This is a genomic window from Actinomadura macra NBRC 14102 (genome assembly GCF_001552215.1).
GTDB lineage: Bacteria > Actinomycetota > Actinomycetes > Streptosporangiales > Streptosporangiaceae > Spirillospora > Spirillospora macra.
Genome location: NZ_BCQT01000017.1, coordinates 170,007 through 196,624, shown reverse-complemented (window position 1 = coordinate 196,624; position 26,618 = coordinate 170,007). Strand labels below are relative to the sequence as shown.

At 73.1% G+C, this 26,618-nt stretch carries 25 protein-coding genes; 21 read left to right on the top strand and 4 right to left on the bottom strand.

Features of this window, described 5'->3' with window-relative positions:
* Window positions 1-13: 13 nt before the first annotated feature.
* The 9 genes from AMA02S_RS26950 (at window position 14) to aroQ (ending at window position 8,919) form a co-directional block, all read left to right on the top strand.
* The gene (locus AMA02S_RS26950) at window positions 14-1,171 is read left to right on the top strand and encodes a CaiB/BaiF CoA transferase family protein (protein ID WP_067462939.1); all 1,158 of its coding nucleotides are present in this window, start codon (window positions 14-16) and stop codon (window positions 1,169-1,171) included.
* Window positions 1,171-2,565, top strand: coding sequence for an acyl-CoA synthetase (locus AMA02S_RS26945; protein ID WP_067462936.1), 1,395 nt, complete (start codon window positions 1,171-1,173; stop codon window positions 2,563-2,565). Before AMA02S_RS26950 ends, AMA02S_RS26945 begins: the two co-directional genes overlap by 1 nt.
* Before the next feature lie 291 nt (window positions 2,566-2,856).
* Entirely contained in the window at window positions 2,857-4,020 is a 1,164-nt protein-coding gene (locus AMA02S_RS26940) for a pyridoxal phosphate-dependent aminotransferase (RefSeq protein ID WP_084265631.1), read from the top strand.
* A gap of 141 nt (window positions 4,021-4,161) precedes the next feature.
* Window positions 4,162-4,857 (top strand): SseB family protein, encoded by a 696-nt coding sequence (locus AMA02S_RS26935; RefSeq protein ID WP_067462931.1) that lies wholly within the window; start codon window positions 4,162-4,164, stop codon window positions 4,855-4,857.
* A gap of 10 nt (window positions 4,858-4,867) precedes the next feature.
* The gene (locus AMA02S_RS26930; protein WP_084265630.1) at window positions 4,868-5,581 is read left to right on the top strand and encodes a prepilin peptidase; all 714 of its coding nucleotides are present in this window, start codon (window positions 4,868-4,870) and stop codon (window positions 5,579-5,581) included.
* Window positions 5,582-5,698: 117 nt separating this feature from the next.
* Entirely contained in the window at window positions 5,699-6,877 is a 1,179-nt protein-coding gene (gene aroC, locus AMA02S_RS26925) for a chorismate synthase (RefSeq protein ID WP_067462928.1), read from the top strand.
* A 19-nt stretch (window positions 6,878-6,896) separates the two neighbouring features.
* Window positions 6,897-7,403, top strand: a complete 507-nt coding sequence (locus tag AMA02S_RS26920) for a shikimate kinase (RefSeq protein WP_067463515.1) — start codon at window positions 6,897-6,899, stop codon at window positions 7,401-7,403.
* Window positions 7,400-8,473: a 3-dehydroquinate synthase gene (gene aroB, locus AMA02S_RS26915; RefSeq protein ID WP_067462925.1), complete on the top strand. Its 1,074-nt coding sequence runs from the start codon at window positions 7,400-7,402 to the stop codon at window positions 8,471-8,473. Before AMA02S_RS26920 ends, aroB begins: the two co-directional genes overlap by 4 nt.
* Window positions 8,470-8,919, top strand: a complete 450-nt coding sequence (gene aroQ / locus AMA02S_RS26910; RefSeq protein WP_067462922.1) for a type II 3-dehydroquinate dehydratase — start codon at window positions 8,470-8,472, stop codon at window positions 8,917-8,919. The genes aroB and aroQ overlap by 4 nt, the downstream gene beginning before the upstream one ends.
* 161 nt (window positions 8,920-9,080) lie before the next feature.
* On the opposite strand, the gene AMA02S_RS26905 is transcribed toward aroQ, so the two are convergent.
* Complete coding sequence (locus AMA02S_RS26905; protein WP_067462919.1) at window positions 9,081-9,656, bottom strand: TetR/AcrR family transcriptional regulator; 576 nt, start codon at window positions 9,654-9,656, stop codon at window positions 9,081-9,083.
* 110 nt (window positions 9,657-9,766) lie between these two features.
* Here AMA02S_RS26905 and AMA02S_RS26900 point away from each other — a divergent pair, with 110 nt between their 5' ends.
* From AMA02S_RS26900 to AMA02S_RS26865, 8 genes are all read left to right on the top strand, one after another.
* Window positions 9,767-10,432: an enoyl-CoA hydratase-related protein gene (locus AMA02S_RS26900; protein WP_084265660.1), complete on the top strand. Its 666-nt coding sequence runs from the start codon at window positions 9,767-9,769 to the stop codon at window positions 10,430-10,432.
* A 58-nt stretch (window positions 10,433-10,490) separates the two neighbouring features.
* Window positions 10,491-11,537, top strand: coding sequence for an LLM class F420-dependent oxidoreductase (locus tag AMA02S_RS26895; RefSeq protein ID WP_067462913.1), 1,047 nt, complete (start codon window positions 10,491-10,493; stop codon window positions 11,535-11,537).
* A gap of 61 nt (window positions 11,538-11,598) precedes the next feature.
* Window positions 11,599-12,675 (top strand): M24 family metallopeptidase, encoded by a 1,077-nt coding sequence (locus AMA02S_RS26890; protein WP_067462910.1) that lies wholly within the window; start codon window positions 11,599-11,601, stop codon window positions 12,673-12,675.
* A gap of 33 nt (window positions 12,676-12,708) precedes the next feature.
* Window positions 12,709-13,266, top strand: coding sequence for an elongation factor P (gene efp, locus AMA02S_RS26885; protein ID WP_067462907.1), 558 nt, complete (start codon window positions 12,709-12,711; stop codon window positions 13,264-13,266).
* Entirely contained in the window at window positions 13,266-13,682 is a 417-nt protein-coding gene (nusB, locus tag AMA02S_RS26880) for a transcription antitermination factor NusB (protein ID WP_067462904.1), read from the top strand. The genes efp and nusB overlap by 1 nt, the downstream gene beginning before the upstream one ends.
* 104 nt (window positions 13,683-13,786) lie before the next feature.
* Window positions 13,787-14,572, top strand: coding sequence for a methyltransferase domain-containing protein (locus AMA02S_RS26875; RefSeq protein WP_084265629.1), 786 nt, complete (start codon window positions 13,787-13,789; stop codon window positions 14,570-14,572).
* Window positions 14,573-14,621: 49 nt separating this feature from the next.
* Window positions 14,622-15,905 (top strand): DNA polymerase IV, encoded by a 1,284-nt coding sequence (locus AMA02S_RS26870; protein WP_067462901.1) that lies wholly within the window; start codon window positions 14,622-14,624, stop codon window positions 15,903-15,905.
* A gap of 129 nt (window positions 15,906-16,034) precedes the next feature.
* Window positions 16,035-16,424 (top strand): SCO2097 family morphological protein, encoded by a 390-nt coding sequence (locus tag AMA02S_RS26865; RefSeq protein WP_067462898.1) that lies wholly within the window; start codon window positions 16,035-16,037, stop codon window positions 16,422-16,424.
* Window positions 16,425-16,644: 220 nt separating this feature from the next.
* On the opposite strand, the gene AMA02S_RS26860 is transcribed toward AMA02S_RS26865, so the two are convergent.
* The 3 genes from AMA02S_RS26860 to AMA02S_RS26850 are packed head-to-tail and all read right to left on the bottom strand — an operon-like array spanning window position 16,645 to window position 21,441.
* A complete protein-coding gene (locus AMA02S_RS26860; protein WP_067462895.1) occupies window positions 16,645-19,104 on the bottom strand; it encodes a transglutaminase TgpA family protein in 2,460 nt (819 codons plus the stop codon).
* Entirely contained in the window at window positions 19,101-20,417 is a 1,317-nt protein-coding gene (locus AMA02S_RS26855; protein ID WP_067462892.1) for a DUF58 domain-containing protein, read from the bottom strand. Before AMA02S_RS26855 ends, AMA02S_RS26860 begins: the two co-directional genes overlap by 4 nt.
* Before the next feature lie 4 nt (window positions 20,418-20,421).
* Window positions 20,422-21,441 carry an AAA family ATPase gene (locus AMA02S_RS26850; RefSeq protein WP_084265627.1) on the bottom strand — a complete coding sequence of 340 codons (1,020 nt, stop codon included), beginning with the start codon at window positions 21,439-21,441 and terminating at the stop codon, window positions 20,422-20,424.
* Window positions 21,442-21,956: 515 nt separating this feature from the next.
* Here AMA02S_RS26850 and mraZ point away from each other — a divergent pair.
* The 4 genes from mraZ to AMA02S_RS26830 all read left to right on the top strand — a co-directional run bounded on the left by mraZ (window position 21,957) and on the right by AMA02S_RS26830 (window position 26,582).
* Window positions 21,957-22,388, top strand: coding sequence for a division/cell wall cluster transcriptional repressor MraZ (mraZ, locus tag AMA02S_RS26845; protein WP_067462891.1), 432 nt, complete (start codon window positions 21,957-21,959; stop codon window positions 22,386-22,388).
* A gap of 294 nt (window positions 22,389-22,682) precedes the next feature.
* Window positions 22,683-23,663, top strand: a complete 981-nt coding sequence (rsmH, locus tag AMA02S_RS26840) for a 16S rRNA (cytosine(1402)-N(4))-methyltransferase RsmH (protein ID WP_067462888.1) — start codon at window positions 22,683-22,685, stop codon at window positions 23,661-23,663.
* Window positions 23,660-24,334, top strand: coding sequence for a cell division protein FtsL (ftsL, locus tag AMA02S_RS26835; protein WP_067462885.1), 675 nt, complete (start codon window positions 23,660-23,662; stop codon window positions 24,332-24,334). The genes rsmH and ftsL overlap by 4 nt, the downstream gene beginning before the upstream one ends.
* Before the next feature lie 538 nt (window positions 24,335-24,872).
* A complete protein-coding gene (locus AMA02S_RS26830; RefSeq protein WP_501162064.1) occupies window positions 24,873-26,582 on the top strand; it encodes a peptidoglycan D,D-transpeptidase FtsI family protein in 1,710 nt (569 codons plus the stop codon).
* Window positions 26,583-26,618: the final 36 nt, after the last annotated feature.

The following is a 26,618-nucleotide window of genomic DNA, read 5'->3' as shown; positions in this document are numbered from 1 at the left end:
AAGGAGGACGCCCGTGCCCGGCCCGCTCGACGGTGTCGTGATCATCGACCTCAGCCGCGTGGTGGCCGGCCCGCAGGCCACCATGGCGCTCGCCGACCTCGGCGCCAGGGTGATCAAGGTGGAGCGGCCCGGCACCGGCGACGAGACCCGCGGATGGGGCCCGCCGTTCGCGGGGAAGAGCCGCGTGAGCACCTACTACCTGTCGGTCAACCGGAACAAGGAGTCGATCACCCTCGACCTCAGGTCGGACGAGGGGCGGCGGACCCTGACCCGGCTCGTGCGGCACGCCGACGTCCTCGTCGAGAACTTCCGGACGGGCGTCATGGACCGGCTCGGCTTCCCCGTGGAGCGGCTGCACGAGCTGAACCCGGGGCTGGTCATCCTGTCGATCACCGGGTTCGGGCACGACGGGCCCGAGGGCGGCCGGCCCGGCTACGACGCGATCGTCCAGGGCGAGGCCGGCATCATGAGCGTCACCGGGCCGCCGGGCACGCCGAGCAAGGTCGGGCTGTCGGTCGCCGACGTCCTCGCGGCGGGCAACGGCGTCGCCGGGGTGCTCGCCGCGCTGTACGAGCGGACCCGCACCGGCCGCGGCGCCGTCGTCCGCACGTCCCTGCTGGCCTCGGTGGTCGGCGCCCACATGTTCCAGGGCACCCGCTGGACGGTCGCCGGGGACGCGCCCGAGTCGGTCGGCAACGACCATCCGTCCATCGCCCCGTACGGGACGTTCCGCTGCGCGGACGGCCAGATCCAGATCGGGGTCGCCAACCAGGGTCTCTGGCGGCGGTTCGCGCCGCTCGTCGGCCTCGACCCCGACGACCCCCGCTACGCCACGCTCCCCGCGCGGTCGGGCCGTCGCGCCGAGCTGGCCGCCGACATCGAGCGGGCCCTGGCGGGGGACACCTGCGAGGCGTGGCTGGCGCGGCTGGGCGGGGCGGGCGTCCCGGCCGGCGCGATCCGGTCCATCGACGAGGTGTACTCCTGGGAGCAGACACGCTCGCAGGGACTGGTCGTCGAGGTCGAGCATCCCGAGCTCGGGCCGATCGAACTGCCCGGGCCGCCGCTGCGCTTCGACGGCGCCGCGCCGCGCGCGCACACCCCGCCGCCGCTGCTGGGCGAGCACAACGACACGGTCATGGCGTGGCTGGACGAACAGGAGAGGAGCGAGTGATGGACCTGCTCGCGGGGACGGGTGGCCCGGTACGGGTCGCGGGCCGAGAGCTGGACCGCGGCGCGCTGTTCGAACGGGCGTCGGCGGTGGCGGCCGAGGTCCGCGGCGCGGGCACCGTCGCCGTGCACGCCACGGCAAGCCTGGAGACGGTCACTGCGGTCGTCGGCGGAATCCTCGCGGGCGTCCCCGTGGTGCCGCTCCCGCCCGACTCCGGTCCCGACGAGCGCGCCCACATTCTGACCGACTCGGGTGCGAGCCTGCTCCTGGCCGCACGCGGCACCGAGAGCGGGGACGGCCCGCCGATCGTCCCCGTGGACGACCTGCCCGCCGGCGGCTCGCACGCGCGGCCTGACGTGCCCGGGGACGCGACCGCGCTGATCCTGTACACCAGCGGTACGACGGGCCCGCCGAAGGGCGTGCTGATCTCCCGCGGGGCGGTGGCGGCAGGCTTGGACGCCCTGGCCGAGGCGTGGGCGTGGACCCCGGACGACGTCCTCGTCCACGGGCTGCCCCTCTTCCACGTGCACGGCCTCGTCCTCGGTGTGCTCGGACCCCTGCGGGTCGGGTCGCCGCTCGTGCACACGGGGCGGCCCAGGCCCGAGGCGTACGCGGCGGCGGCACGCGACGACGGCGGGACCCTCTTCTTCGGCGTCCCCACGGTGTGGTCGAGGACCGCGGCGGACCCGTCCGCCGCGGAGGCCCTGCGCCGGGCGCGGCTCCTCGTCTCCGGCAGCGCGCCCCTCCCGGTGCCCGTCTTCGAACGGCTCACCGAACTCACCGGGCACCGGCCCGTCGAGCGGTACGGCATGACCGAGACCCTCATCACGATCAGCGCGCGCGCCGACGGCGACCGGCGTCCCGGATACGTCGGCACCCCGCTGCCCGGCGTCGAGACCCGCCTGGTCGCCGAGAACGGCGCCCTCGTCCCGCCGGACGGGGAGACGCCGGGGGAATTGCACGTCCGGGGGCCGCTGCTGTTCAAGGGGTACCTCAACCGGCCCGAGGCCACGGCGCGGTCGTTCGCCCCGGACGGCTGGTTCCGCACCGGCGACATCGCCTCCGTCGGCGCGGACGGCTGGCACCGCATCGTCGGCCGCGCCTCCACCGACCTCATCAAGAGCGGCGGCTACCGGATCGGCGCGGGCGAGATCGAGAACGCGCTGCTCGCGCACCCGGACGTGCGCGAGGCCGCCGTCGTCGGCACCCCCCACGCCGACCTGGGCGAGCAGGTCACCGCCTACGTGGTCGCCGAGGGCGTGGGGGAGCGGCAGCTCATCGACTTCGTCGCCGGGCGGCTGTCGGTCCACAAACGACCCCGCGTGGTGCACCTGGTCGACTCCCTGCCCCGCAACGCCATGGGCAAGGTCGTCAAGACCCGCCTGGGCGAGGGCTGAGCCGTTCCTGCGCGCATGACAGATGTCATACGGGACGCCTGACAGACGTCGCCGGAAGCGGTGACACACGCTTCTACCGGCGTGCGCGCCGGGCCGCGAGGCTGGGCGCACGGACACGAACCCGGACGCGCGGGTCCGGTAGCTGCCGGGCGAGCAGAAGCGTCGCCTCGATCTCGGCCTCGCCCGCTCCGCGTCCTCTTCCTGGACGACCCGACGACCGGCATGGACCCCGCTGTCCACCCAGCGAGGCTTGGCCTTACCGCGCCGCAGTGGCCCGGTTAGGCTGATCGCGTGGATGAGCCTCTCGTACCGCGCATGCAGGAATTCGGCGAGACGATCTTCGCGGAGATGTCGGCGCTCGCCGTCCGCACCGGCGCGATCAACCTCGGGCAGGGCTTCCCGGACGTCGCGGGACCCGGTGCCATGCTGGAGGTCGCCGTCGAAGCCATCAGGTCGGGCGAGGACCAGTACCCGCCCGGCCCGGGTCTGCCGGAGCTGCGCGAGGCGGTCGCGGCGCAGCGGCTCCAGCGGTACGGGCTGGAGTACGACCCGGCGGCCGAGGTGTTCGTCACCGTGGGCGCCACCGAGGGCGTCGCGGCATCGGTGCTCGCGCTGGCGGGACCGGGCGACGAGGTGATCGTCTTCGAGCCGTACTACGACTCCTACGCCGCCGTGATCGCGCTCGCCGGAGCGGTGCGCCGGACCGTCACGCTCCGTCCGGTGGAAGGCCGCTTCACCTTCGATCCCGACGAACTGCGCGCCGCCGTGGGCCCGCGCACCCGGCTGATCCTGGTGAACTCGCCGCACAACCCCGCCGGGGCCGTCTTCACGCGCGAGGAGCTGGGGACGATCGCGGACGTATGCCGCGAGCACGACCTGATCGCCGTCACCGACGAGGTGTACGAGTACCTGACGTTCGACGGCACCGAGCACATCCCGCTCGCCACGCTCGACGGGATGCGCGAGCGAACGGTGTCGGTGTCGTCGGCCGGCAAGACGTTCTCGGTCACCGGCTGGAAGACCGGCTGGGTGACCGCCCCCGCACGATACGTCCGGGCCGTCCAGACGGTGAAACAGTTCCTCACCTACGCCGTCAACGCCCCCTACCAGCGGGCCGCCGCCTACGCGCTGGGCAACGAGCTCGCCTGGGTGGAGGAACTGCGCACCTCGCTACAGGGCAAGCGGGACCGTCTCATCAGCGGCCTGGAGGCCGCGGGGTTCACCGCGTACCGGCCGCAGGGCACCTACTTCGTGCAGGCCGACATCCGACCGCTCGGCTTCAGCGACGGCATGGACCTCGCACGCGCCCTGCCCGACAAGGCGGGCGTCGTGGCGATCCCCACGCAGGTGTTCTACGACCACGCCGAGGCGGGCGCCCACTTCGTCCGGTTCGCCTTCTGCAAGAAGGACGAGGTCATCGACGAGGCCGTCGCACGGCTGGCCCGTCTGGGCTGAGGCCGCACGATCCCGACCCGGGGACGCCCCGCCGCCGGAAGGACGTTCCGCGAGGTGCGTGCGGGCATCGGCGACCTCGGATGACCGAGAGTATCCGTATTGCCACCCACGGCGGTCGCCGGAGGTTATAGCCTTCCTGCCGTGTCCGGACTGACCATTCCCGAGCCCCAGTTCCCCGGGGACGACGGCGCCGCCGACCCGCGGCTGTGCGAGGCGCTCGCCGGGTACGCCGCGGGGCGCGTCGGCGAGCACGCGGTGCTGCGACGGCTACAGGGCGCGCGGCTGTTCGTCCCGGTCGTCGCCGTCCTCACCGAGGAGGAACCGGTCGCGCCCGGAGAACTGCGCCGGGAGAAGTCGAGCGACATGGCGCTGCCCACGCTCCTCGGCGAGGACGGGCGGCGCGGGGTCCTCGGCTTCACCTGCGCCGAGACCATGAAGGCGTGGCGGGCCGACGCCCGGCCCGTCGCCGTGCACGCCCGGCAGGCGTGCCGCGCCGCGCTCGACGAGGGCGCGCACGCCCTGGTCGTGGACGTCGCCGGTCCCGTCCCGTTCGCCGTGGACGGCCTGCGGCTGCACCTGCTCGCCGAGGGCCGGCCCGTCCCGCCGCCGCACGAGGACCCCGACGTCCTCGCCGCCGTCGAGGCCGCGTTCGGGTCCGACCAGGCGGTCAGCGGCGTCCGCGTCACCGAGGGCACCGCCGCGGAGCTCGCCGTCCGGTTCGCTGTCGTCCCGGGCCACGACGAGCGGCTCACCGTCCAGCGCGTGTCCGACCGGCTCGCCGCGGTGCTGCGCGGCAGGATCGTCGGAGGCGTCGAGCTGAGCGTCGTCCGCCGGTAAAGTCGGCCCCGTGGACGCCTCCAACGCTCCCGCTCCCGACGCCCCCGCTCCCGACACCGCCACTTCCGACACCGCCGCTCCCGACACCGCCGAAGCCCCCGGTCCTCCCGCCGCCTCCCCGGACCTGTCCGCGGAGACCGCGGCCGAGTCCTGGTCGCTGCACGCGGCCTGGGCCGCGCCGATCCGCGGCCACCCCGTCCCCGTCGCGCTGCTGTGCGTCGCCGTCCTCACCCTCATCGCCTGGCGGATCGGCCTCCGCCCCGACCTGCCCGCCTTCCTGTGGCTCGGCCTCGCCGGAAGCCTCCTCGGCGTCGTCGACGCCACCCTCAAACGGCTTCCCGAACCCCTCACGCTGCCGTCCTACGCCGCCGGTGTCCTGCTGATCGGCGCCGCCGCGTCGTTCACCGCCGACGGCGGCGACCGGTTCAGGCACGCGCTGTACGGCATGGCCGCGCTCGGCGCGTTCTTCGGCGTCCAGTGGCTGCTCCTGCCCGCCGGGGCCTACGGATTCGGCGACGTCACCCTCGCCGGGCTGCTCGGCATGCACCTCGGCTGGCTCGGCTGGGACGCCTGGATCCTCGGCGTGGCCGCGACCTCCGCCTTCACACTGGCCGTGGTGCTCGCGCTGCTCGTCACCCGGCGCGGCGGCCGCAAGACCCAGATCCCCTACGGCCCGCTCCTGCTCGCCGGCACCCTCGTCGCGATCCTCGTCCATGGCTCATGAATGGCCGCGCCGCCGCAGCCGCCCTCGCCGGTGGGGATCGCCCGCCGGCCCGCGGCGGGCTCTCAGATGGTGGACTGCGGTCACGCGGGGTGGCGGGGAGTCAATAGGATCTGAGCCATGCTGCGCTGGTTGACCGCGGGTGAGTCCCATGGCCCGGCCCTCTCCGCGATCGTGGAGGGCCTACCGGCCGGTGTGCGCGTGACCTCGGCGGACATCGCCGAGGAACTGCGCCGCCGGCGGCTCGGGCACGGGCGGGGGGCCCGGATGAAGTTCGAGCAGGACGAGGTGCGGATCCTCGGCGGGATCCGGCACGGGGTGACCCAGGGCGGGCCGATCGCGATCGAGATCGGCAACACCGAGTGGCCCAAGTGGGAGACGGTGATGGCCGCCGACCCCGTCGACGCCGACACCCTCGCCGCGCAGGCCCGGAACGCGCCCCTGTCGCAGCCGCGGCCCGGGCACGCCGATCTGGTGGGGATGCAGAAGTACGGCTTCGACGACGCCCGGCCCGTGCTGGAGCGGGCGAGCGCGCGGGAGACGGCGGCGCGGGTCGCGCTCGGGACCGTCGCCAAGGCGTTCCTCAAGCAGGCCCTCGGCGTCGACGTCCTCAGCCACGTGATCGTGCTCGGCGAGGTCGAGGCGCCCGCGGGGGTGCTGCCCGGGCCCGGCGATCTCGGCCGGGTGGACGAGAGTCCCGTGCGCTGCTTCGACCCCGCCGCGTCCGAGGCGATGGTCGCGCACATCGAGGAGATCAAGAAAGCCGGGGACACGCTCGGCGGGGTCGTGGAGGTCCTGGCGTACGGGCTGCCGCCCGGCCTCGGCAGCCACGTCCACTGGGACCGGCGGCTCGACTCGCGGCTCGCCGGGATCCTGATGGGCATCCAGGCGATCAAGGGGGTGGAGCTGGGCGACGGGTTCACCACCGCCCGGCGGCGCGGCTCGCGGGCGCACGACGAGATCGACGGCACCCCCGAGGGCGTCCGCCGCCGCACCAACCGCGCCGGCGGCGTCGAGGGCGGCATGACGACCGGCGAGGTGTTGCGGGCGCGGGCGGCGATGAAGCCGATCTCGACCGTCCCGCGGCGGCTGGACACCATCGACGTGCGGACCGGCGAGCCGGCCAAGGCGATCAACCAGCGCAGCGACGTCACCGCCGTGCCCGCGGCCGGCGTGGTCGCCGAGGCGATGGTGGCGCTGGTCCTGGCCGACGCCGCGCTGGAGAAGTTCGGCGGCGACACCGCCGAGGAGACCGCCCGGAACATGCGGGGCTACGTGTCCTCGCTGACGATCAAGTGACCCTCCGAATCGAGTGGACATGACGCGACCGAAGGCCGTCCTCATCGGGCCGCCGGGCTCGGGCAAGACCACGATCGGCACCGCGCTGGCCGAGCGGCTCGGCGTGCCGCTGCGCGACACCGACGCCGACACCGAGGCGGCGGCGGGCAAGCCGATCGGTGAGATCTTCATCGACGACGGTGAGGATCGCTTCCGTGAGCTGGAGCGCGCCGCGGTCGCCGCGGCGCTGGCCGAGCATGAGGGCGTGGTTGCGCTCGGCGGGGGCGCGGTCCTCGCGCCGCAGACCCAGGAGCTGCTCGCCGGGCACACCGTCGTCTACCTGCGGGTCGGGCTGTCGGAGGCGATCAAGCGAGTCGGTCTCGCGTCGGCGCGGCCGCTGCTGGTCCTGAACCCGCGCAGCCAGATGCGCAAGCTGCTGGAGGAGCGGCTGCCCGTCTACGAGCGGCTCGGCACCCTGCATGTCGACACCGACGGCCGCGAACCCGCGGACATCGTCGAGGAGATCGTCAAGGTGCTCGGACCATGAGCGGCTCACGGATCCGCGTCGGCGGCGCCGACCCCTACGACGTGGTCGTCGGGACGGGTGTGCTGGGCGAGCTGCCCGCCATGGCGGGTGAGCGTGCCCGCGCCGTCGCCGTCGTCCACGCCGAAGGCCTGCCGGAGATCGCGCGGCCGGTGTGCGGGGCGCTGGAGAGGGCCGGGCTCACCGTGCACGCCTTCCCCGTCCCGGACGGCGAGGCCGCCAAGGAGGCCGGCGTTCTCGCCGGGCTCTGGTCGGGTTTCGCCGCCGCGGGCATGACCCGCACCGACGTGGTCGTCGGCGTGGGCGGCGGCGCCACCACCGACCTCGCCGGGTTCGCCGCCGCGTCCTGGCTGCGCGGGGTGCGGGCGGTGCTCGTCCCGACCACGCTGCTCGGCATGGTGGACGCGGCGGTCGGCGGCAAGACCGGCATCAACATCCCCGAGGGCAAGAACCTCGTCGGGGCGTTCCACCCGCCCGCAGGCGTCCTGTGCGACCTCACCACGCTGGTGACGATGCCGCGCGAGGACTACATCAGCGGCCTCGCCGAGGTCATCAAGGCCGGCTTCATCGCCGACCCGAAGATCTTGGAGCTGGTCGAGGCCGACCCGGCCGGCGCCGCGTCCCCGGACGGCCCGCACACCCGCGAGCTGGTCGAGCGCGCCGTCCAGGTCAAGGCGGACGTGGTGTCGGCCGACCTCAGGGAGAGCGGGCTCCGCGAGATCCTCAACTACGGGCACACGCTCGCCCACGCCATCGAGAAGGCCGAGGACTACCGGTTCCGGCACGGCCACGCCGTCGCCATCGGCATGGTCTACGCGGCCGAACTCGCCCGCCTCGCCGGGCGGCTGCCCGCCGGCCTCGTCGAACGGCACCGCGCCGTGCTCACGTCCGTGGGCCTGCCGGTCTCCTACGGCGCCGAATGGCCGGGCCTGCGCGCCACCATGACGATCGACAAGAAGGCGCGAGGCGCCACGCTGCGCTTCGTCGTCCTGGACGGTCTCGCCAAGCCCGGACGCCTCGAAGGCCCGGGTGAGGACCTGCTCGCCGCCGCGTACCGGGAGGTCGCCCGATGACCCGCGTGCTCGTCCTGAACGGCCCCAACCTGCGCCGCCTCGGAATCCGTGAGCCCGACGTCTACGGGACGGCCACGTTCGACGACCTCGCGGCGCTGTGCCGCGACGCCGGGCGGCGCCTCGACCTGCACGCCGAGGTCCGCCAGACCGACGACGAGGCGGAGATGATCCGCTGGGTCCACGAGGCCGCCGACGAGCGGCTCCCGATGGTGGTCAATCCCGCCGCGTTCACCCACTACTCCTACGCGCTGCGCGACGCCCTCGCCCAGCGCACCGCGCCGCTCATCGAGGTGCACATCTCCAACCCGGCGGCGCGCGAGGAGTTCCGGCACACCTCCGTGGTCGCGGGCGTGGCCACCGGCACCATCGCCGGCTTCGGCATGACCTCCTACGTCCTGGCCCTCCAAGCCATCGCAGACCTGGTGTCCAAGAACGAACTCACCTGAGCAATCCGGCGTGGTTCTCGCCCGAACTGGCGTCGACCTACAGGCCGCGATCGCGTGCGACGCCAGTTCCGAGCTTGCGAGGAACTGATCGCGAAGCGAGCCCTCTGGGGCGAGCCGGAAGCGATGCAGCGGTTGCCGCGACGCCCGTTGAAGGAGGGCGTTCAACGCCCGACGCCGAGGTCGGCGCAGTAGAACTTCAGCTCCTTGACCACGTCGTCCAGGGGGGCGACGTCGCGGTGGGCGCGGCAGAGGATGGTGGCGCCCTCGACGGCGGCGACGATCAGCCGGGCCAGCCGGGCCGCGCGGTCGTCGGGGACGCCGGCGTTGCCGAGGCCGGTGGCCAGGGTGTCCTGCCAGCGGTCGAACGCGGCGGCAGCGGCGGCGGCGAGTTGCGGGGCGTCGTCGTTCGACTCGACGGTGACCGCGACGATGGGGCAGCCCGCCCGGAACCCGCTCTTGATCAGTACCTGCCGCCACCAGCCGACGAACGCGTCCACCGCGGACGCCGCGTCGCCGCCCTCGGTGGCGGCGAGGATGCCGGCGTTGAGGAACTCCCCGGCGTAGCGGACGGCCTCCTCGGCGAGCTGTGCCTTGCCGTCGGGGAAGTGGTGGTAGATCGAGCCGCGCGGCGCGCCACTGTGCGCGATGACGTCGCGGAACCCTGTGCCGCTGTACCCGCGCTCGCGGAAGAGGTAGACGGCGCTGCGCACCATGCGTTCCCGGCTGTCGGTCCCCATGCCTTGATTATGACATTCATCATATGGTTCTTCGGTTGACCATGACATCCGTCATAGTCAGCGTTACCAGCTAGTAAGGTCAGTTCCGGAAACGGATGAAGGAGACCTTCGTGATCGACCTCCAGCGTGCCGAGGACGTGTTCGTGCTGCGGTTCGACGCGGGCGAGAACCGCTTCGGCCCGGAGTTCCTCGGTGCCGTCGAAGGCGCCCTCGACACCGTGGAGAAGGGCGAGGGGCCACGCGCCCTGGTGACGACGGGGACCGGCAAGTTCTACTCCAACGGGCTCGATCTGGAGTGGCTCGGCGCCAACCAGGACCGGTTCGAGGACTACCTGCGCCGTGTCCACGGCCTCTACGCGCGGCTGCTGTCGTTGCCGATGCCCACGGTCGCCGCCGTCAACGGGCACGCGTTCGCGGGCGGCGGGATGCTCGCCCTCGCGCACGACTTCGCCGTGATGCGCGAGGACCGCGGGTACTTCTGCCTGCCCGAGGTCGATCTCGGGATGAGCTTCACGCCGGGCATGGGCGCGCTGATCCAGGCGCGGCTGTCCGCGGCGACCGCGCACGAGGCGATGCTCACCGGCCGCCGCTACACCGCCGAGCAGGCGCGGGACGCGGGGATCGTCCAGCACGTCGCGGCCGAGGACGGCGTCCTGCCCGCCGCGACGGGGCTGGCCGCGTCGATGGCGGGCAAGGACGGCACGGTCGTGGGGAAGATCCGCGGCGAGATGTACCGGGCGGCGCTGGAGGCGCTGCGTGGCCCGGTGTTCTCCTGACGGGACCACTCGGCTACGGTCGGCTGAATCAGATTCGGTTGAGGAAAGGGATGCCGGCATGCGCATCGGGATGGCGCTGAAGTACTCGGAAGGCTTCAAGGAGGCCGTCGAGGAACTGGCCGACTTCGAGAAGGCCGGCCTCGACATCGTGTACGTCGCCGAGGCGTACAGCTTCGACGCGGTGAGCCAGATGGGCTACATCGCCGCGAAGACGGAGCGCGTGGAGATCGCCTCCGGCATCCTCAACATCTACTCGCGGACACCGACCGCGCTGGCGCAGACCGCCGCCGGCCTCGACTACGTCTCCGGCGGGCGGTTCACGCTCGGCATCGGCGCCTCGGGCCCCCAGGTCATCGAGGGGTTCCACGGCGTGCCCTACACCGCTCCCCTCGGCCGCACCCGCGAGATCATCGAGATCTGCCGGAAGGTGTGGGGCCGCGAGATCTTGCGCCACGAGGGCCGGTACTACACGATGCCGCTGCCTGCGGGCGAGGGCACCGGCCTCGGCAAGCCACTGAAGATCATCAATCATCTGGTGCGCCCCGACATCCCCATCCTGGTGGCCGCGATCGGCCCGAAGAACGTCGAGCTCACCGCCGAGGTCGCCAACGGCTGGGAGCCGATCTTCTACCTGCCCGAGCGGGCCGCCGACGTGTGGGCCGCGTCGCTGGCCGCGGGCAGGGCCAGGCGTGACCCGTCCCTCGGAGAGCTGGACGTCGTCGGCCAGGCCCCGCTCGCCATCGGCGACGACGTCCAGGGTCTCCTGGAGTTCGGCCGCCCGATGGCCGCGCTCTACATCGGCGGGATGGGCGCCAGGGGGAAGAACTTCTACAACGACCTCTGCCGCCGCTACGGATGGGAGAAGGAGGCCGAGGAGATCCAGGATCTCTATCTCGACGGCAAGAAGGACGAGGCCGCCGCCAAGGTCCCCTACGAGCTGCTGGAGAAGATGTCGCTCATCGGTTCCGAGGGGCACGTCCGCGAGCGTCTCGCCGCGATGAAGGAATCCGGCGTCACCACGCTGAACGTCACGCCGATCGCCGGTGATCACAAGGGCCGCCTGGCCCTGATCGAGAAGGTCAGGGAGATGGCCGACGACCTGTGACCCCCGGCGATGGGCCGCCGCGGCGAGACGCCGGCCGGGCGCGCGGTAATAGAGTCGTGTCATGGGTGAGTCGCACACCGGACGGCGCCGCAGGCTGGCCGCGCTCGTCGCCGAGCGGGACGCGGGCGCGCTGCTGGTCACCCGCCTGGTCAACGTCCGCTACCTGACCGGCCTCGACAGCTCGAACGCGGCGCTGCTCGTCCCGGCCGAGGGCCCCGCCGTGCTCGCGACCGACGGCCGCTACGCCCGGATGGCCGCCGAGGTCTGCCCCGACCTCCGGGTCATCGTCGACCGGCAGGTCGCCGCCGCGCTGACCGCGCATGCCGAGAGCATCGGCCTCACCCGGATCGGCTTCGAGGCCCACAACCTCACGGTCGAGCGCCACGAGGAGCTGAAGGCGCGGGCCGACGTCGCGCTCCTCGACCTCGGCCGCCTCGTCGAGGACCTGCGCCTCGTCAAGGACGAGGAGGAGATCGCGCTGCTGCGGGAGGCGTGCGCCATCACCTGCCGCGCCTTCGAGGACCTCCTCCCCGAGATCCGCGCCGGGGTCACCGAGCGGGCCGTCGCCATCGCCCTGGAACGGCGGATGGTCGATCTCGGCGCCGAGGGCCCCGCGTTCGAGTCCATCGTCGCCTCCGGCCCGAACGGCGCGATCCCGCACCACCATCCGGGGGGCCGCGAGCTCCAGGCGGGCGACCTCGTCACCCTGGACTTCGGCGCCCGGTACGGCGGCTACCACGCCGACATGACCCGCACCGTCGCGATCGGCGAGTCGGCGGGGTGGCAGCGGGACGTATACGCCCTGGTCAGTGAGGCGCAGCGGGCCGCCGTCGACGCCGCCGTCCCGGGCGCCGAGACCACGGCGGTCGACGCCGCCGCCCGCGACATCATCAGCGCCGCCGGGCACGGCGAGGCGTTCACCCACGGGCTCGGGCACGGTGTCGGCCTGGAGATCCACGAGGCACCGCTCATGGGGTACGACAGGACCGGTAGGCTGATGGATCGGGTTCCGATCACGGCGGAGCCGGGGGTCTATCTCGCGGGCCGCGGCGGGGTCCGTATCGAGGACACACTGGTGGTCCGCGCGGGCGGCCCGGAACTCCTCACCACGACGACCAGGGACCTGCTCGTTCTGTAGAGCGCGCGGGACCGCGACCGGGAGAATGACGCAGTGGCGACGACGAACGACCTCAAGAACGGCATGACGCTGAACCTCGACGGCCAGCTGTGGACCGTCCAGGAGTTCCAGCACGTCAAGCCCGGCAAGGGCGGCGCGTTCGTCCGCACCAAGCTCAAGAACGTGCTGTCGGGCAAGGTCGTCGACAAGACCTTCAACGCCGGCACCAAGGTGGATGTGGCCAGCGTCGACAAGCGGGAGATGCAGTACCTCTACCGCGAGGGCGATGACTTCGTCTTCATGGACACCGAGACCTACGACCAGCCCCACATCCCCGGGGCCGTCGTCGGCACCGCCGCGGACTACCTGCTCCCCGAGCAGAACGCCGTGATCGCCTTCAACGAGGAGAACCCCCTGTACGTCGAGCTCCCGGCAGCCGTCGTCCTGCAGATCACCGAGACCGAGCCCGGTCTGCAGGGCGACCGCTCCACCGGCGGTAGCAAGCCCGCCACGCTGGAGACCGGCGCGCAGATCCAGGTGCCGCTGTTCATCACCACCGGCGAGAAGGTCAAGGTCGACACCCGTTCCGGCGAGTACCTCGGCCGCGGCTGATGGCCGCCAGGACCAAGGCTCGAAAACTCGCGCTGGACATCCTCTTCGCCGCCGAGCTGCGCGAGGAGGAGCCGACCGCGGTGCTGGCGGCACGGGGCCGGCCCAACCAGGACGAGCTGGCCGAGTACTCACACGCCGTCCGGCTGATCGAGGGCGTGCAGGGACACCGGGAGCGGATCGACGAGTTGATCGCCACCTACGCCACGGGGTGGACGCTGGATCGGATGCCCGTCGTCGACCGCAACGTCCTGCGGATGGGCGCCTACGAGCTGCTGTGGGTCGACGACGTCCCCGACGGCGTCGCCGTCAGCGAGGCGGTCGGGCTGGCGACGGAGCTGTCCACCGACGAGTCCCCGCGCTTCGTCAACGGCCTGCTGTCGCGGCTCCAGCAGCTCAAGCCCTCCCTGACGCTGTAGTTGATTCCCGGCCCGGCCCGTCCGCGGCCTCGCCGCGCCCCCGCTCCGCACGCCCGGCGGCTTCCCGCCCGGTCTGGGGCGGGAGACGGCTAGGGTGGGCGGGGATGAGCGACGTTAAAGGAGTGGCCGTGGACGGGCGGCAGCAGAAGCGGCCGCGAGGCGGCGGCCGGGTGCGCAACGCCGTCCTGTGGGATGCGCTGCGCACCGTTCTTGATCGCATCGCCCCCGAGGACGGCCCCCGCGACGTCGTGGACGTGGGCGGCGGCACCGGCGGGTTCGCGGTGCCGCTCGCCGAGCTCGGCCACCGCGTCACCGTGGTCGACTCCAACCCCGACGCGCTGGCCGCGCTCGAACGCCGCGCCGCCGAGTCCGGGGTGCGGGTCCGTTCCCTCCAGGGCGACGCGATCGACCTGCCCGACCTGCTCGGTCCGGACGCCGCCGACCTGGTGCTGTGCCACAGCGTGCTGGAGTACGTCGACGATCCCGCGGCGGCGATGACGGCGCTGACCGGCACCGTCCGTCCGGGCGGCTCGGTCAGCCTGCTGACGGCCGGGCAGGTCGCCGCGGCCCTGCACCGGGCGATCGCCGGGCACTTCGACGACGCCCGCCGGGTGCTCACGGGCACGTCCGGGCGCTGGGGCGAGGGCGACCGGATGCCCCGCCGCTTCACCCGGGAGACGCTGTCGTCGCTGGTGCGCGGCGCCGGCCTGCGGGTCGCCGAACTGCACGGTGTCCGGATCTTCGCCGACCTCGTGCCGAGCGGCCTGGCCGACGCCGACGCCGACTCGGCCGAGGCGCTGATCGCGCTGGAGTCCGTCGCGGCCGTCCACCCCGTGCTGCGGGACCTCGCGACCCAGCTGCACCTGGTGGCCGACAAGCCGGTCTCATGAGCGGGGCGAACCGGGGCGCGTGGGGGCTCGGCCCCCCGCGGGAGGCCGCGTGAGCCGCAAGCAGCAACTGCACCGGCCGGGCCCGCAGCCCGGTCCGCCGGCCGACGATACCGGCTGCGCGATCCTGCATGTCGACATGGACGCGTTCTTCGTCAGCGTGGAGCTGCTGGAGCGGCCGGAACTGCGGGGCCGCCCGGTCGTCGTGGGCGGCGCCGGGCCGCGCGGCGTGGTGTCCGCCGCGTCCTACGAGGCGCGCGGGTTCGGGGTGCACTCGGCGATGCCGATGTCGCGGGCGAGGCGGCTGTGCCCGCAGGCGGTGGTCCTGCCCGTCGGCGGCGCCAAGTACGCGCGGGTGTCGGCGGCGGTGTTCGAGATCTTCCGGTCGGTGACGCCGCTGGTGGAGCCGCTGTCGCTGGACGAGGCGTTCCTGGACGTGGCGGGGGCGGTGCGGCGGCTCGGCCGGCCTTCGGAGATCGCAAGGCAGATCCGCGAGCAGGTCCACGCCCAGCAGGGCATCACCTGCTCGGTGGGAGTCGCCGAGACCAAGTTCGTCGCCAAGCTGGCGTCCACCCACTGCAAGCCCGACGGACTGCTCGTGGTGCCCGTGGACGGCGTCGAGGGATTCCTGCACCCGCTGCCCGTCGCGGCGCTGTGGGGCGTGGGGGAGCGTACGGAGCAGACGCTCACGCGGCTGGGCCTGCGGACGGTCGGGCAGCTCGCCCAGGTGCCGCTCACGACGCTCCAGCGGGAGCTGGGCAACGCGGTCGGGAGCCATCTGCACGAGCTGGCGTGGGGGCGCGACCCCCGTGCGGTGGTCCCGCACACCCCTGACAAGAGCATCGGCGCCGAGGAGACCTTCGACACCGACATCGACGACCCCGAAGTGATCCGCCGAGAGCTGCTGCGGCTGGCCGAGCGGGTCGGCGCGCGCCTGCGCCGGGCCGGGAACGCGGGACGGACGGTCACCGTCAAACTGCGGATGGCGAACTTCAAGACGATCACCCGCGCGCGCACGCTCCGTGAACCCACGGATCTCGCACGTGTGATCTACATCACAGCATGCGAGCTCTATGAGGGGGCCGGGCTGGAACGGGTACGACTCCGTCTGGTCGGGGTTCGGGTGGAGAATCTGGGTCCCGCCGGTGAGGCCCCCCGTCAGCTGGCCTTGGACGAGCCGGAAACCGGCTGGCGCGAGGCCGAACGCGCGATAGATCAGGTGTCGGACCGGTTCGGCCGAGGTGCCGTCCGTCCCGCCTCGCTGATGCGTCCCGCGGACGGGCGGGACACGAGTGACGGCGGTGGCGGAACACGAGGAAAGGGGTCGGTGAGGTGACCGGCAAGGGGTCCTCGGTCGGCTGTTCGCTTTCGTACGCTCGTCGGGGCTCGTATTCTGGGCATATCACCGTTGAGGTTCCCGTCCTGCACCGGATACCCCGTCGCGGGGCTGTCGTTGGGAGGCGCCGTGCCGCTCTCTGAGCACGAGCAGCGCATGCTCGAACAGATCGAGTCGGCGTTGTACGCCGAGGATCCGAAGTTCGCTCACGCGGTCCGTTCGACGAATCCCCAGGTCCATTACAAGCGCCGGATCGTCAAGGCCGCCCTCGGCTTCGTGCTGGGCGTCTGTGCCCTGATGGCCGGGCTGGTGATCAACGCCGGGACGGCCACGATCGCGGTCAGCGTGACGGGCTTCCTGCTGATGGTCGTCTGCTGCGTGTGGGCTCTGACGAGTTGGAAGCGCATGACCGGCATCGGCAACGAGCCGGCCAAGCGAGGCCGGCAGGGCCGTCCCGCCAAGGCGGGGTTCATGGAACGCATGGAGGAGCGCTGGCGTCGCCGCACCGAGGGCGACTGAACCGTTTTTCGCAGTTGCGGCCCACGTCTCGCCGGGCGGCTCACACCGTGACCGTGCCCGGGCGAGCGCGACATCGATTCGCGATCTTCCCGGTGAGGCCCGCCCTGCGGGCCGGGACGCCGTGCTTTCCGGGCCCGGTTTCCGGCCCTCTCTGGTGTGAGCTTCGTCTCTTCCACGGGCCCTGCCTGTCAGCTTGACGGTCGGCCCGCCGCGCCGCGCGTCAGCGGCGCCGCAGCCGGGCAGGGAGCCCGTTCAGCCACTCGGTCAGTTCGGCCGCGCGACCGGAGACGGAGCGCAGCGTCCCCCTCGCCTCCGCCATGGTGGACGGCGGCATGAGGCGGGCGCGCCAGCGGGCGCGGCGGCCCACCGACGCGGCGAACGCCTCCCGGACTGCGCGCACGTCGGCGCGCAGCCGCTCCGCGGGTGCGGGCGGAAGCGACCGCGAGTAGCGGGCGAGCTCTTCGGCGCGGGCGATGCGGCCGAGGGCCTCGCTGCCCGCCGCGTCCAGCTCCAGGAGCTCGCCGAGACGCCGCGCGGCGGCCCGCGGAGAGTCGCTCGGCGGCCAGTCCAGCCCGTGGTCGAGCGCGTCGGCGTGCATCTCCCGCCAGGCCGCGTGCGCGGCGCCCGCGGGGTCGGCGGCGACCGGCGCCCGTGGCTCGGCGGGACCGGCGGACGGCGGCGGGGTCAGCAGCGCCCAGCGCCGCCGCCGCGCGACCAGCCGCAGCAGCATCGGCACCGCCAGCAGGAGGCCCACCAGAAGCGTGCCGGCGAGCCACGGTGTCGCCGAGAACCCCCGCCCGTCCTTCTCCGCCTCGATCGGGGCGCTCTGCGGGCCCTCGTCGTCCTCGCGGTGCCGGGGCCCGCCACCGGTCGCCGACGTCGGGTCGTCGGTGGGGGAGGAGGACGGGATGTCGGACGAGCCGTCCGGCCGCTGCGCGCCGCCCGGGACCGCGGGCTGGCTGTAGACGGGCGTGGTGGCGGTGCCCTGACCGGCCGAACCGGAGGGCGTCGGTTCGAAGCGCACCCATCCGGAGCCTCCGAAGTACAGCTCCGGCCAGGCGTGCGCGTCACGCGAGCGCACCGTCCACTCGCCGGGCCGTGTCTCGGTGCCGGGCGTGTAGCCCATCGCCACTCGCGAGGGGATGCCGAGGATCCGCGCCATCAGCGCCATCGCGGCGGCGTACTGCTCGCAGTAGCCGCGCTTGCTGTGCAGGAGGAAGTCGACCAGGTCGCTGCCGTGCTGCGGCGCCGGCGCGGACAGGTCATAGACGAACCCGCCGGTCTCGGTGAACCAGCGCTGTAGCCGGACGGCCTGCCCGTGCATGGTCGAGGCACCGGCGGTGACCTTCTGGGCCAGGGCCCTGATCTCCGGCGGGACGTTCCTCGGGACCGCGGTGTAGCGCGAGGCGATCTCGGCCGGGTAGGGGAAACCGCCGGCGGAGGCGAGGTTCGCCGCGGTCGGCTGCGCGCGGAGGCTCCGCACGGTGAAGGACCGCCCGCCCGCGGAGTCGCGCAGCGAGTACACCATCAGCGACGCCGGGTGCACCCGCCAGTCGCCCTTGATCGACACCCGGGTGGGCGCGTACGGCACCGGCAGGAACGTCATGTTCCTGACCTCGGGCCTGACCCGCACCCGCGTCGTCACCTCATGGGTGGCGGCGATCTCCAGACCCGCCGGCGGGGGGATGTCCCGGTCCGACAACCGGTCCTTGGAACTGCTCTTCAGGGCCGTGTACGTCCATCGGTCGCCGTCGAACCGGTCCAGGGCGTACAGGCGCAGGTAGTCGGGGCCGGCGGCATCGTCGGAGCGGTAGGTGAGCACCACCGAGTCGTCCACCCGGGTCAGCTCCCGCTTCAGGCTGACGAGCGGGTCGGGCGTCGTCACCGTCTGGGTACCGCCGCCGGAGCCCTCGCCCAGGCCGAACATGCCGCGCGGGTGGATGCCGGGCACGGCCATTGGCAGCACCACCGCGACCGCGACCGCGCCGACGCCGATCCGCCGGCCGCTGGCTGCCAGCGCGCCCGCGTCCGGGCGCGTCCGGGGTTCCTCCGGCGGTGGCTGCGCCCCGGGCGCCGGGACGTCATCGGCTCGGCGGGTGACCGTCCGGCCCCAGCCGCCGACGTGCTCGCGCGCGTCGGTCATCAGCAACGCGAGGAAACCGGCCGCGCCGACGCCGAACGCGATCCACCCGACACCGTCGTCGCGGACCGCGGCGGGCACGCTGTACATCGCCAGCAGCGGAAGCCCGGCCGGGGCGGCGCGGCGCAGCCGCACGGCCAGCAGGTCCACCAGGACGGCGACGACGCCCACGCCCGCGGCTGCCAGCAGGGCGATCCCCGGGACGAGCGGCACCGGCGCCGCGTACCGGTTCGCCGCGTCCCAGCCCTCCGCGGCGAGGTCGACGAGGTAGCGCAGCGACGCGGGCGACGGGATGACCCACAGCCACGCATGGTCGCGCGCGTACACGACGGTGAGGTAGACCAGCAGGGCGGCCAGCCCGCCGAGCGGGTTGACGATCGCCGGCAGCCGGAAGCGGCGGACGAGCAGCCCGCCGCCGGCGACGGCCAGCACCGAGCCGAGCCCGGTCCAGAACCAGCCGGTGCTCTCGAACAACGGGTACAGCCCGGCGGACCCGGCCAGCGTGGCCAGCCCCGCCATGATCGTCATCCGGATCCTCATGAGGTGCCTCCGGCGAAGTCCTTGGCCCGGCCCGCCTGGGCCCAGGCCGCGGGCAGCTCGGCGGCCGACCGCACCGTCACGACCCGCCACCCCCCGGCGCGCAGCAGCCCCGCCGCTGTCTCGCACGCGACGCGCGCTTCGCTCCCTGGATCGAGCCCTGGATCGTTTGCCGCCGCTGACCCGGTGCCGGGCTCGGGTGCGCCCGCGCCGACCAGGACCGCGACGCAGGTCGCCGTGCCGCGCCGCGCCGCGGCCACCGCGCGCGCCTCCTCCGCCGACAGCGCCCCGAACACCGCGACGACCAGCCCGTCGCCCTCCCGGCCGCTGCCGAGGGTGCCGCGCAGCTCCGCCAGCCCATGGGTCAGCGTCCTGTTCTTCGACCGGTCGCTCACCGCGAGCCGGTCGAGCAGCAGACCCTCGAAGGCCCCGTCGAACGAGGAGACCGCACGCAGCACCTCACCGGCGTCGGTGACGTAGCGCAGGCTCATCCCCGTTCGTCCCAGGTGCACGCCGATGGACGCGGTGACCGAGACTCCCTGCTCGAACGAGCCGCCCGGGCCGTCGCCCCAGTGCGCGGATCGGCGGGTGTCGAAGAACAGCGTGCCGCTGCTCTGCCAGTGCTGCTCCTCACGCCGCACCATCAGTTCTCCGTACCGCGCGGTGGACCGCCAGTGCACCCGGCGCAGGTCGTCGCCGTGCCGGTATTCGCGCGGGGCGACGTCGTCCTCACCCGCGGCCGAGACCGCCCGGGCGACGCTGTCGCCGCCGCCCGTCCAGGCGCCGGCGAGGCGTCCCGCCGGGAGCGCGACGATCGCGGGCGTCACCGTGAGCCGGTCGGACAGGCTGAACGAGCGCACGAGCTCCACCATGCCGAACGGGTCGGCCAACCGGACGGTCAGCGGCCCCACCCGGTAGCGTCCGCGCACGTCCGAGCGGATCCGGTAGCCGAGCTCGCGGGAGCCGCGCGGCTCGATGCGTTCGAGGACGAACCTGGCCCGGCCGCCGAGCGTGTAGGGCACCTGGTCCTCCACCATCAGCAGCCCGCTGGGCAGCCGTGACACGTTCTCCAGCCGCAGGTCGACGCGGGCCTCGTGGCCGACCGGCAGGCGCCCCGGGGCCAGCCGCCGGGCGCACGCGAGCCGGTACCGGGTGCGCGACACCGCCACTGTGGACAGCAGCGGCAACACCAGTACGAGCACCCCGGCGCGCAGCAGGTCACGCTCGCCGAGCACGAACGCGCAGACGATCGCGGTCACACCGGCGGCCACGAAGGACCGCCCGCGGGTGGTGAGACCGGCAAGCGCTCGCCTCACCGGGTCACTTCCGGGGGGAGGGGACCGGCAGCCGGCGCACGAGGTCGGTGACGACCTGCTCGGGGCGGCGCCGCTCCACCTGCGCTTCCGCGGTCGGCAGCAGCCGGTGGGCGAGGACCGGCACGGCCAGGTCCTGGATGTCGTCGGGCACGACATAGTCGCGTTCGTCCAGCGCCGCGTAGGCCCGCGCCGCCCGCACGAGGTGCAGGGTGGCCCGCGGCGACGCGCCGAGCCTCAGTTCGGGATGGCTGCGGGTGGCGGAGACTAGTTCGATGGCGTACTGCCGGACGGTCTGCGCCACGTGCTGCTGCCGTACCACCTCGATGAGGTCGCGGACGTCGGCGGCGTGCGCGACGGGGGTCAGCCGGTCCAGCGGCGACGCCTGGCCGTGCACGTCCAGCATCTCCAGTTCGGCGGCGGGATCGGGGTAGCCCATCGAGATGCGGGCGGTGAACCGGTCGCGCTGCGCCTCGGGCAACGGGTAGGTGCCCTCCATCTCCACCGGGTTCTGCGTGGAGATCACCATGAAGGGCCGCTCCAGCGCGTAGGTCGTGCCGTCCACCGTGACCTGGCGTTCCTCCATGCACTCCAGCAGCGCCGACTGGGTCTTCGGGGACGCGCGGTTGATCTCGTCGCCGACCACGATGTTGGCGAACACCGGGCCGGGCTTGAACTCGAACTCGCGCAGTTCCTGGTTGTAGGCGCTCACCCCGGTGATGTCGCTGGGCAGCAGGTCGGGTGTGAACTGCACCCGCCGCACCGAGCAGTCGACCGAGCGCGCGAGCGCCTTGGCGAGCATCGTCTTGCCGACCCCGGGCACATCCTCGATGAGCAGGTGCCCTTCGGCCAGCAGCACCGTCAGCGCGAGCCGGACGACCTTCGGCTTTCCCTCGATCACCGACTCGACCGCGTCCCGGATCTTGTTGGCGACCTGCGCGAGCCCGTCCAGACCACGGCCCGACCCCGGACGGCCCGTACCGCCGTGCGGGGAGGAGTGCGGGGATGCCGGGGGGTCGGCCTCCATGAACGACTCGCCATGCGTGCCTACTGCCACCAAACCCTCCTCAGCCGTCCCGGCCGGCGTGGTGTGCCTGGAGGCCCCTCGCGGGGCCCGCCCCCGAACGAGGGGCCGGCCTTCCGGCGAGCCGGTACGGCGCTTATTAAGTGCCCGCGCAACCGACAGTACGTTGTCGGAACGCCCACCGCGATGTTCATGTGGAACGCGAGCCCATTGTGCTCCACAGGGATCGCGGTCACAGCCCGAAGAGCGGCACCACTTCCCCCCACCGTGGTCCCTCCCGGTGCCCCCGCACCCCGCGCCAGAGGTGTTCTGTTCGGTCCTGCCGTCGCGCCGCCCGGATGCGGCGCGCGGAGGGCCACCGCGCGCACCCCACTCCGCTCCACCCCATCTGACCTGCATCTTTCTAAGCGAACTGATCGCCGGAAGCGTGTTTTTCTTGTTGACGGTGGGGAAGAGTGGAGTAGAGTGGGGCGCCGTGGGGAGCAGTAGCGCCCCATGCGGCGCGGGAGGTGGGGCCGGTGTTCCTCGGCACCCATTCGCCGCGTCTCGACGACAAGGGACGACTGTTCCTGCCGGCGAAGTACCGCGAGGAGCTGTCGGGGGGATTGGTGATTACGAAGGGCCAGGAACGCTGCCTGTACGTCTTCCCTATGGCGGAGTTCCAGCGCATCACCGAGGCTCTGCGTGCCGCGCCGGTCACCGAGAAGGCGGTCCGCGCCTACAGCAGGGTCTTCTTCGCCAGTGCCTCCGACGAGGTCCCCGACAAGCAGGGCCGCGTCACGATCCCACCGCCGCTGCGCGCGTACGCGGGGCTCACCCGCGACTGCACGGTCATCGGTGCCAACACGCGTCTGGAAATCTGGGACGCGCGCGCCTGGGAGTCCTACCTGGAGCAGGAGGAACAGGCGTTCTCCGACGTCTCGGAGGAGGTGTTGCCAGGGATCCTCTGAGAATCGACTCGTCGGTCCGTTGACCGGCACTGGCCCACGTTCGGCCAGGTCTCCAGCCGCTCTCCGAGCCAGCTGGCGCAGCTTCCCCGGTGCCAGGCGGCGGCCCCCCGCGCGAAAAACGCGGTGATCTTCCTCTAGGGCAGCGGATGGGGACCTGGCCGGGCGAGGCCGAAGCCGGGGTGTGAGACGACCTGTTCCGGGGGGAGTGGGGGTCGTCCCCCACAGACGACACAGGTCCGGTCCGGCGATGCCACGCAGTCCGCGAGCGAGTGGCAGCACAGCAGGGGGTGAACCATGGATGTGGGAGACCACGCGGCCGAGGCCGGTCACGTACCGGTCATGCTCGGTCGCGTCCTGGAACTTCTCGCCCCCGCGATCGCGGCGGTCACCGGACGCGCCCCCGTCTACCTCGACGCCACCCTCGGCATGGGCGGCCACGCCGCGGCGATGCTGGCGGCCCACCCGCGGCTGCGCCTCATCGGCCTCGACCGCGACACCACCGCGCTGGAGCGCTCCGCGCGCCGGCTCGCCCCGTTCGGCGACCGGGTGAACCTGGAACACGCCGTCTACGACGAGATCCCCGCGGTCCTCGGCAGGCTCGGCGTTCCCGCCGTGGACGCCGTCCTGTTCGACCTCGGGGTGTCCTCCCCGCAACTGGACGAGGCCGACCGCGGCTTCGCCTACTCCTACGACGCGCCGCTGGACATGCGGATGGACCGCACGCGGGGGCGCACCGCGGCCGAGGTGGTCAACGGCTACCCGGCCGCAGACCTCGCGCGGATCCTGCGCCAGTACGGCGAGGAGCGCTTCGCCCAGCGGATCGCCTCGGCGATCGTCCGCGAGCGCGAGCGCGCCCCGCTGGAGTCCACCCGCCGCCTCGCCGACCTCGTCCGCACCGCCATCCCCGCCGCGACGCGCCGTACCGGCGGCAACCCCGCCAAACGCACCTTCCAGGCGCTGCGCATCGAGGTCAACAGCGAGCTGGACGTCTGGCGCCGGGCGCTGCCCGCGGCCCTCGGCGCCCTCCCGGTCGGCGGCCGTGTCGCCGTCCTCAGCTACCACTCCCTGGAGGACCGCATCACCAAGCAGGTCCTCGCCGCCCAGGCGGCCGACACCACCCCGCCGGACCTGCCCGTCCCGCTGCCCGAGCATGAGCCGCGCTTCCGGCTCCTGACGCGCGGGGCAGAGGCGCCGTCCGACGAGGAGACCACGACCAACCCACGGGCCGGATCGGCGCGGTTGCGCGCCGCCGAGCGGGTCCGGGAGGCGACATGACCACGACGACCGGACGACCGCCGGCTTCCACGCCCAAGAAGAAGGTCCCGGCACGGTCCGCGGGGGGCGCCGCCCCCACCAGGACCGCGCCGGCCAAGACCGCGCCCACGAAGAAACCCGCGCCCGACAAGCCCGAACCAGCGAAGACGGTGCCCAAGGCCGCGCCCAAGCCGGAGACCCGGAAGGCCGCGCCGAAGAAGGCGGTGCCGAAGAAGGCCGCGCCCTCGGCCGCCCGCAAGGCGGGTCGTACCGCCGGCCACGCGCCGCCGCGCACCCCGTTCGTGCTGCTCATCGTCGGGCTGCTCGGCGGCGCGCTGGTGAGCCTGCTGCTCCTCAACACCGTCCTCGCCAAGGACGCCTTCACCCTGACCCGGCTGCAGCAGAGCAACAAGATGCTCGAACAGCAGCGGCAGGCCTACGAGGAGGAGATCGCGCGCGAGGACTCGCCGCAGTCGATCGCGAACAAGGCCCGGGGCCTCGGTATGAGGCCGCGGGAGGGAATGGCGTTCGTCAACGGCGACACCGGCCAGACCAGCGGTCCCCGGCTCCGTCCGGTGCCGCACTCGGCGGCCGCGTCGGCGGGCGCCGCCAGCGTCCTCGGCATCCCCGGCACCGTCGTGCCCGGCGACCCCCGCGCCCACGGCGCCCCGGCCGGGACGGGCGCGCCGTGAGGGCGCGCGGTAGCACCGGGGAGCGGGTGACGCGGTGACGAAGAGGCCGGGACGCGGGACCACCGGACGCCAGACCGGCGGTCCGCGCCCGTCCGGAGGCCGGGCGGACGGCGCCGGCCGCGCGGGCAAGAAGGGCGCCTCGCCTCGCCGCCCTGCGCGCGGCGGCGTGGTCCCACCGTCCCGGAAGGGGGCCTCGGGCGCGAAGCCGTCCGGTGCGAAGCCCGCAGAGCCCAAGGCGGCGGCAAAGCCCGGGGCCAAGGCGGGGCCCAAGGCCGGGTCCAAGTCCGACTCCACGACCGGAGTCAGGTCCGAACCCAGGCCGGGGTCCAAGCCCGCGGCGCGGGAGCCCAAGGCCACCGCGTCGCAGAAGGATCAGAGCACCAAGTCGAGGTCGGGCGCGGCCGCGCCGGCCAAGCCCCGCCAGGGCGGCGGCGCCCGTGGGCCTCGCCCTGCCGCGGGCTCGGGATCTGGGCGGCGGCCCCCCACGCGCCGGCCGCGCACCCGGACGCCCTTCCACCGCCGCGACCCGCTCAAGCGGCTGAACGTCGGGCTGCTCGTCGTGGCGTTCGTGCTGTCGCTGTTCGCCGGGCGCCTCGTCCAACTCCAGACGATCGAGTCGGGCAAGTACACCGAGAAGGCGATGCGGCAGCGGCTCCAGCGGATCGACCTGCCCGCAGTCCGCGGTGGGATCACCGACGCGCAGGGGCATCCGCTCGCCATGACGGTGGAGGCCCGCGCGATCTTCGCGGACCCGTTCGTCATCAAGCCGCAGCGGCGGCAGGCGATCGTGAACGCGCTCGCCCCGACGCTCGGGCTGAACCCGTCCTCGGTGATGAAGGCCATCAGCAGGACCGGCACCCGGTTCGTGTATCTGGCGCACGGCGTCCGGCCCGATCAGGCGCGGCTCATCACGTCCTGGAAGTTCCTCGGCATCGGGACATTGCCGGAATACCGTCGTGAATACCCCAACAACACGGTGGGTGCGGGCGTCATAGGTTTCGTGAACGGAGAAGGGCAGGGCGCCGCCGGCCTGGAGCACTCCATGAACGGGGTGCTCGCCGGACGGGCGGGCTGGCAGCAGGTCGAGATCAGCCCCGAAGGCCAGCACATCCCGATGGGCGAGGACCAGCGCCGCCCGTCGGTGCCCGGCAAGGGCGTCCGGCTCACGCTGATGCGCGACCTGCAGTTCGAGGCACAGCGGGCGATCGAGAAGCAGGTCAAGGCCACCGGCGCCCGCGGCGGCACGGTGATCGTGATGGACCCGCGCGACGGGCGGCTCCTGGCGATGGCGTCGGCGCCCGGCTACGACCCCAACGACTATGGCCGCGCGGACCCCGACCGGTGGGGAAGCCCCCTGGTGCAGGAGGCGTACGAGCCGGGCAGCACGGGGAAGGTCGTGACCGCCGCGGCCGTGATGGAGAAGGGCGGGATCCGCCCCGACACGGCGTTCCTCGTCCCCGACCGGATCCGCAAGTACGACCGGATCTTCCACGACTCGCACTCCCACGCGCCCGAGCGGCTCACCTTCGCCGGGGTGCTGGCCAAGTCCAGCAACGTCGGCACCATCATGGCCAGCGAGCACATCACCGCCCAGCAACTCCACCAGACGCTGCGCGACTTCGGGTTCGGTCAGAAGACCGGCCTTCCGCTGCCGGGCGAGACGGCCGGGCTGCTCCAGCCGCCTTCGCGCTGGTCGGGCACCGACCGCTACCCGATCGCGTTCGGCCAGACCGTCTCGGTGAACGCCGTGCAGATGGCGAGCGTCTACGCGACCATCGCCAACGGCGGCGTGCGCGTCACCCCCAACCTCATCGCGGGCACCGTCGGCGAGAACGACAGGTTCACCCCCGCGTCCCCGCCGTCGCGCAAGCAGGTCATCAGCGCCACGACGGCTCGGCAGATCAGCGACATGCTGGAGGGCGTCACCACCGGCGAGGGCACCGCGCCGAAGGCGCAGATCCCCGGCTACCGTGTGGCGGGCAAGACCGGCACCGCCGAGATCGTGAACCCGCGCTGCGGCTGCTACCGGGGCGGCGGCTACACCGCCTCCTTCGCCGGGTTCGCCCCGGCCGACGATCCTCAGCTCGTCGTCCAGGTCGTCCTGCAGGCTCCCAGGCGGGGCAGCCACTATGGTGGCGATGCGGCCGCGCCGGTCTTCCGGGACGTGATGGGCTTCGCCCTCCAGACCCAGAAGATCCCGCCGACGGGGAGCAGGCCGCCGATCGCCAAGATCTACGCCGGAGGCTGAGCCCAGCGAGTACCCTCCTCGCCGTGAGTTCACGAC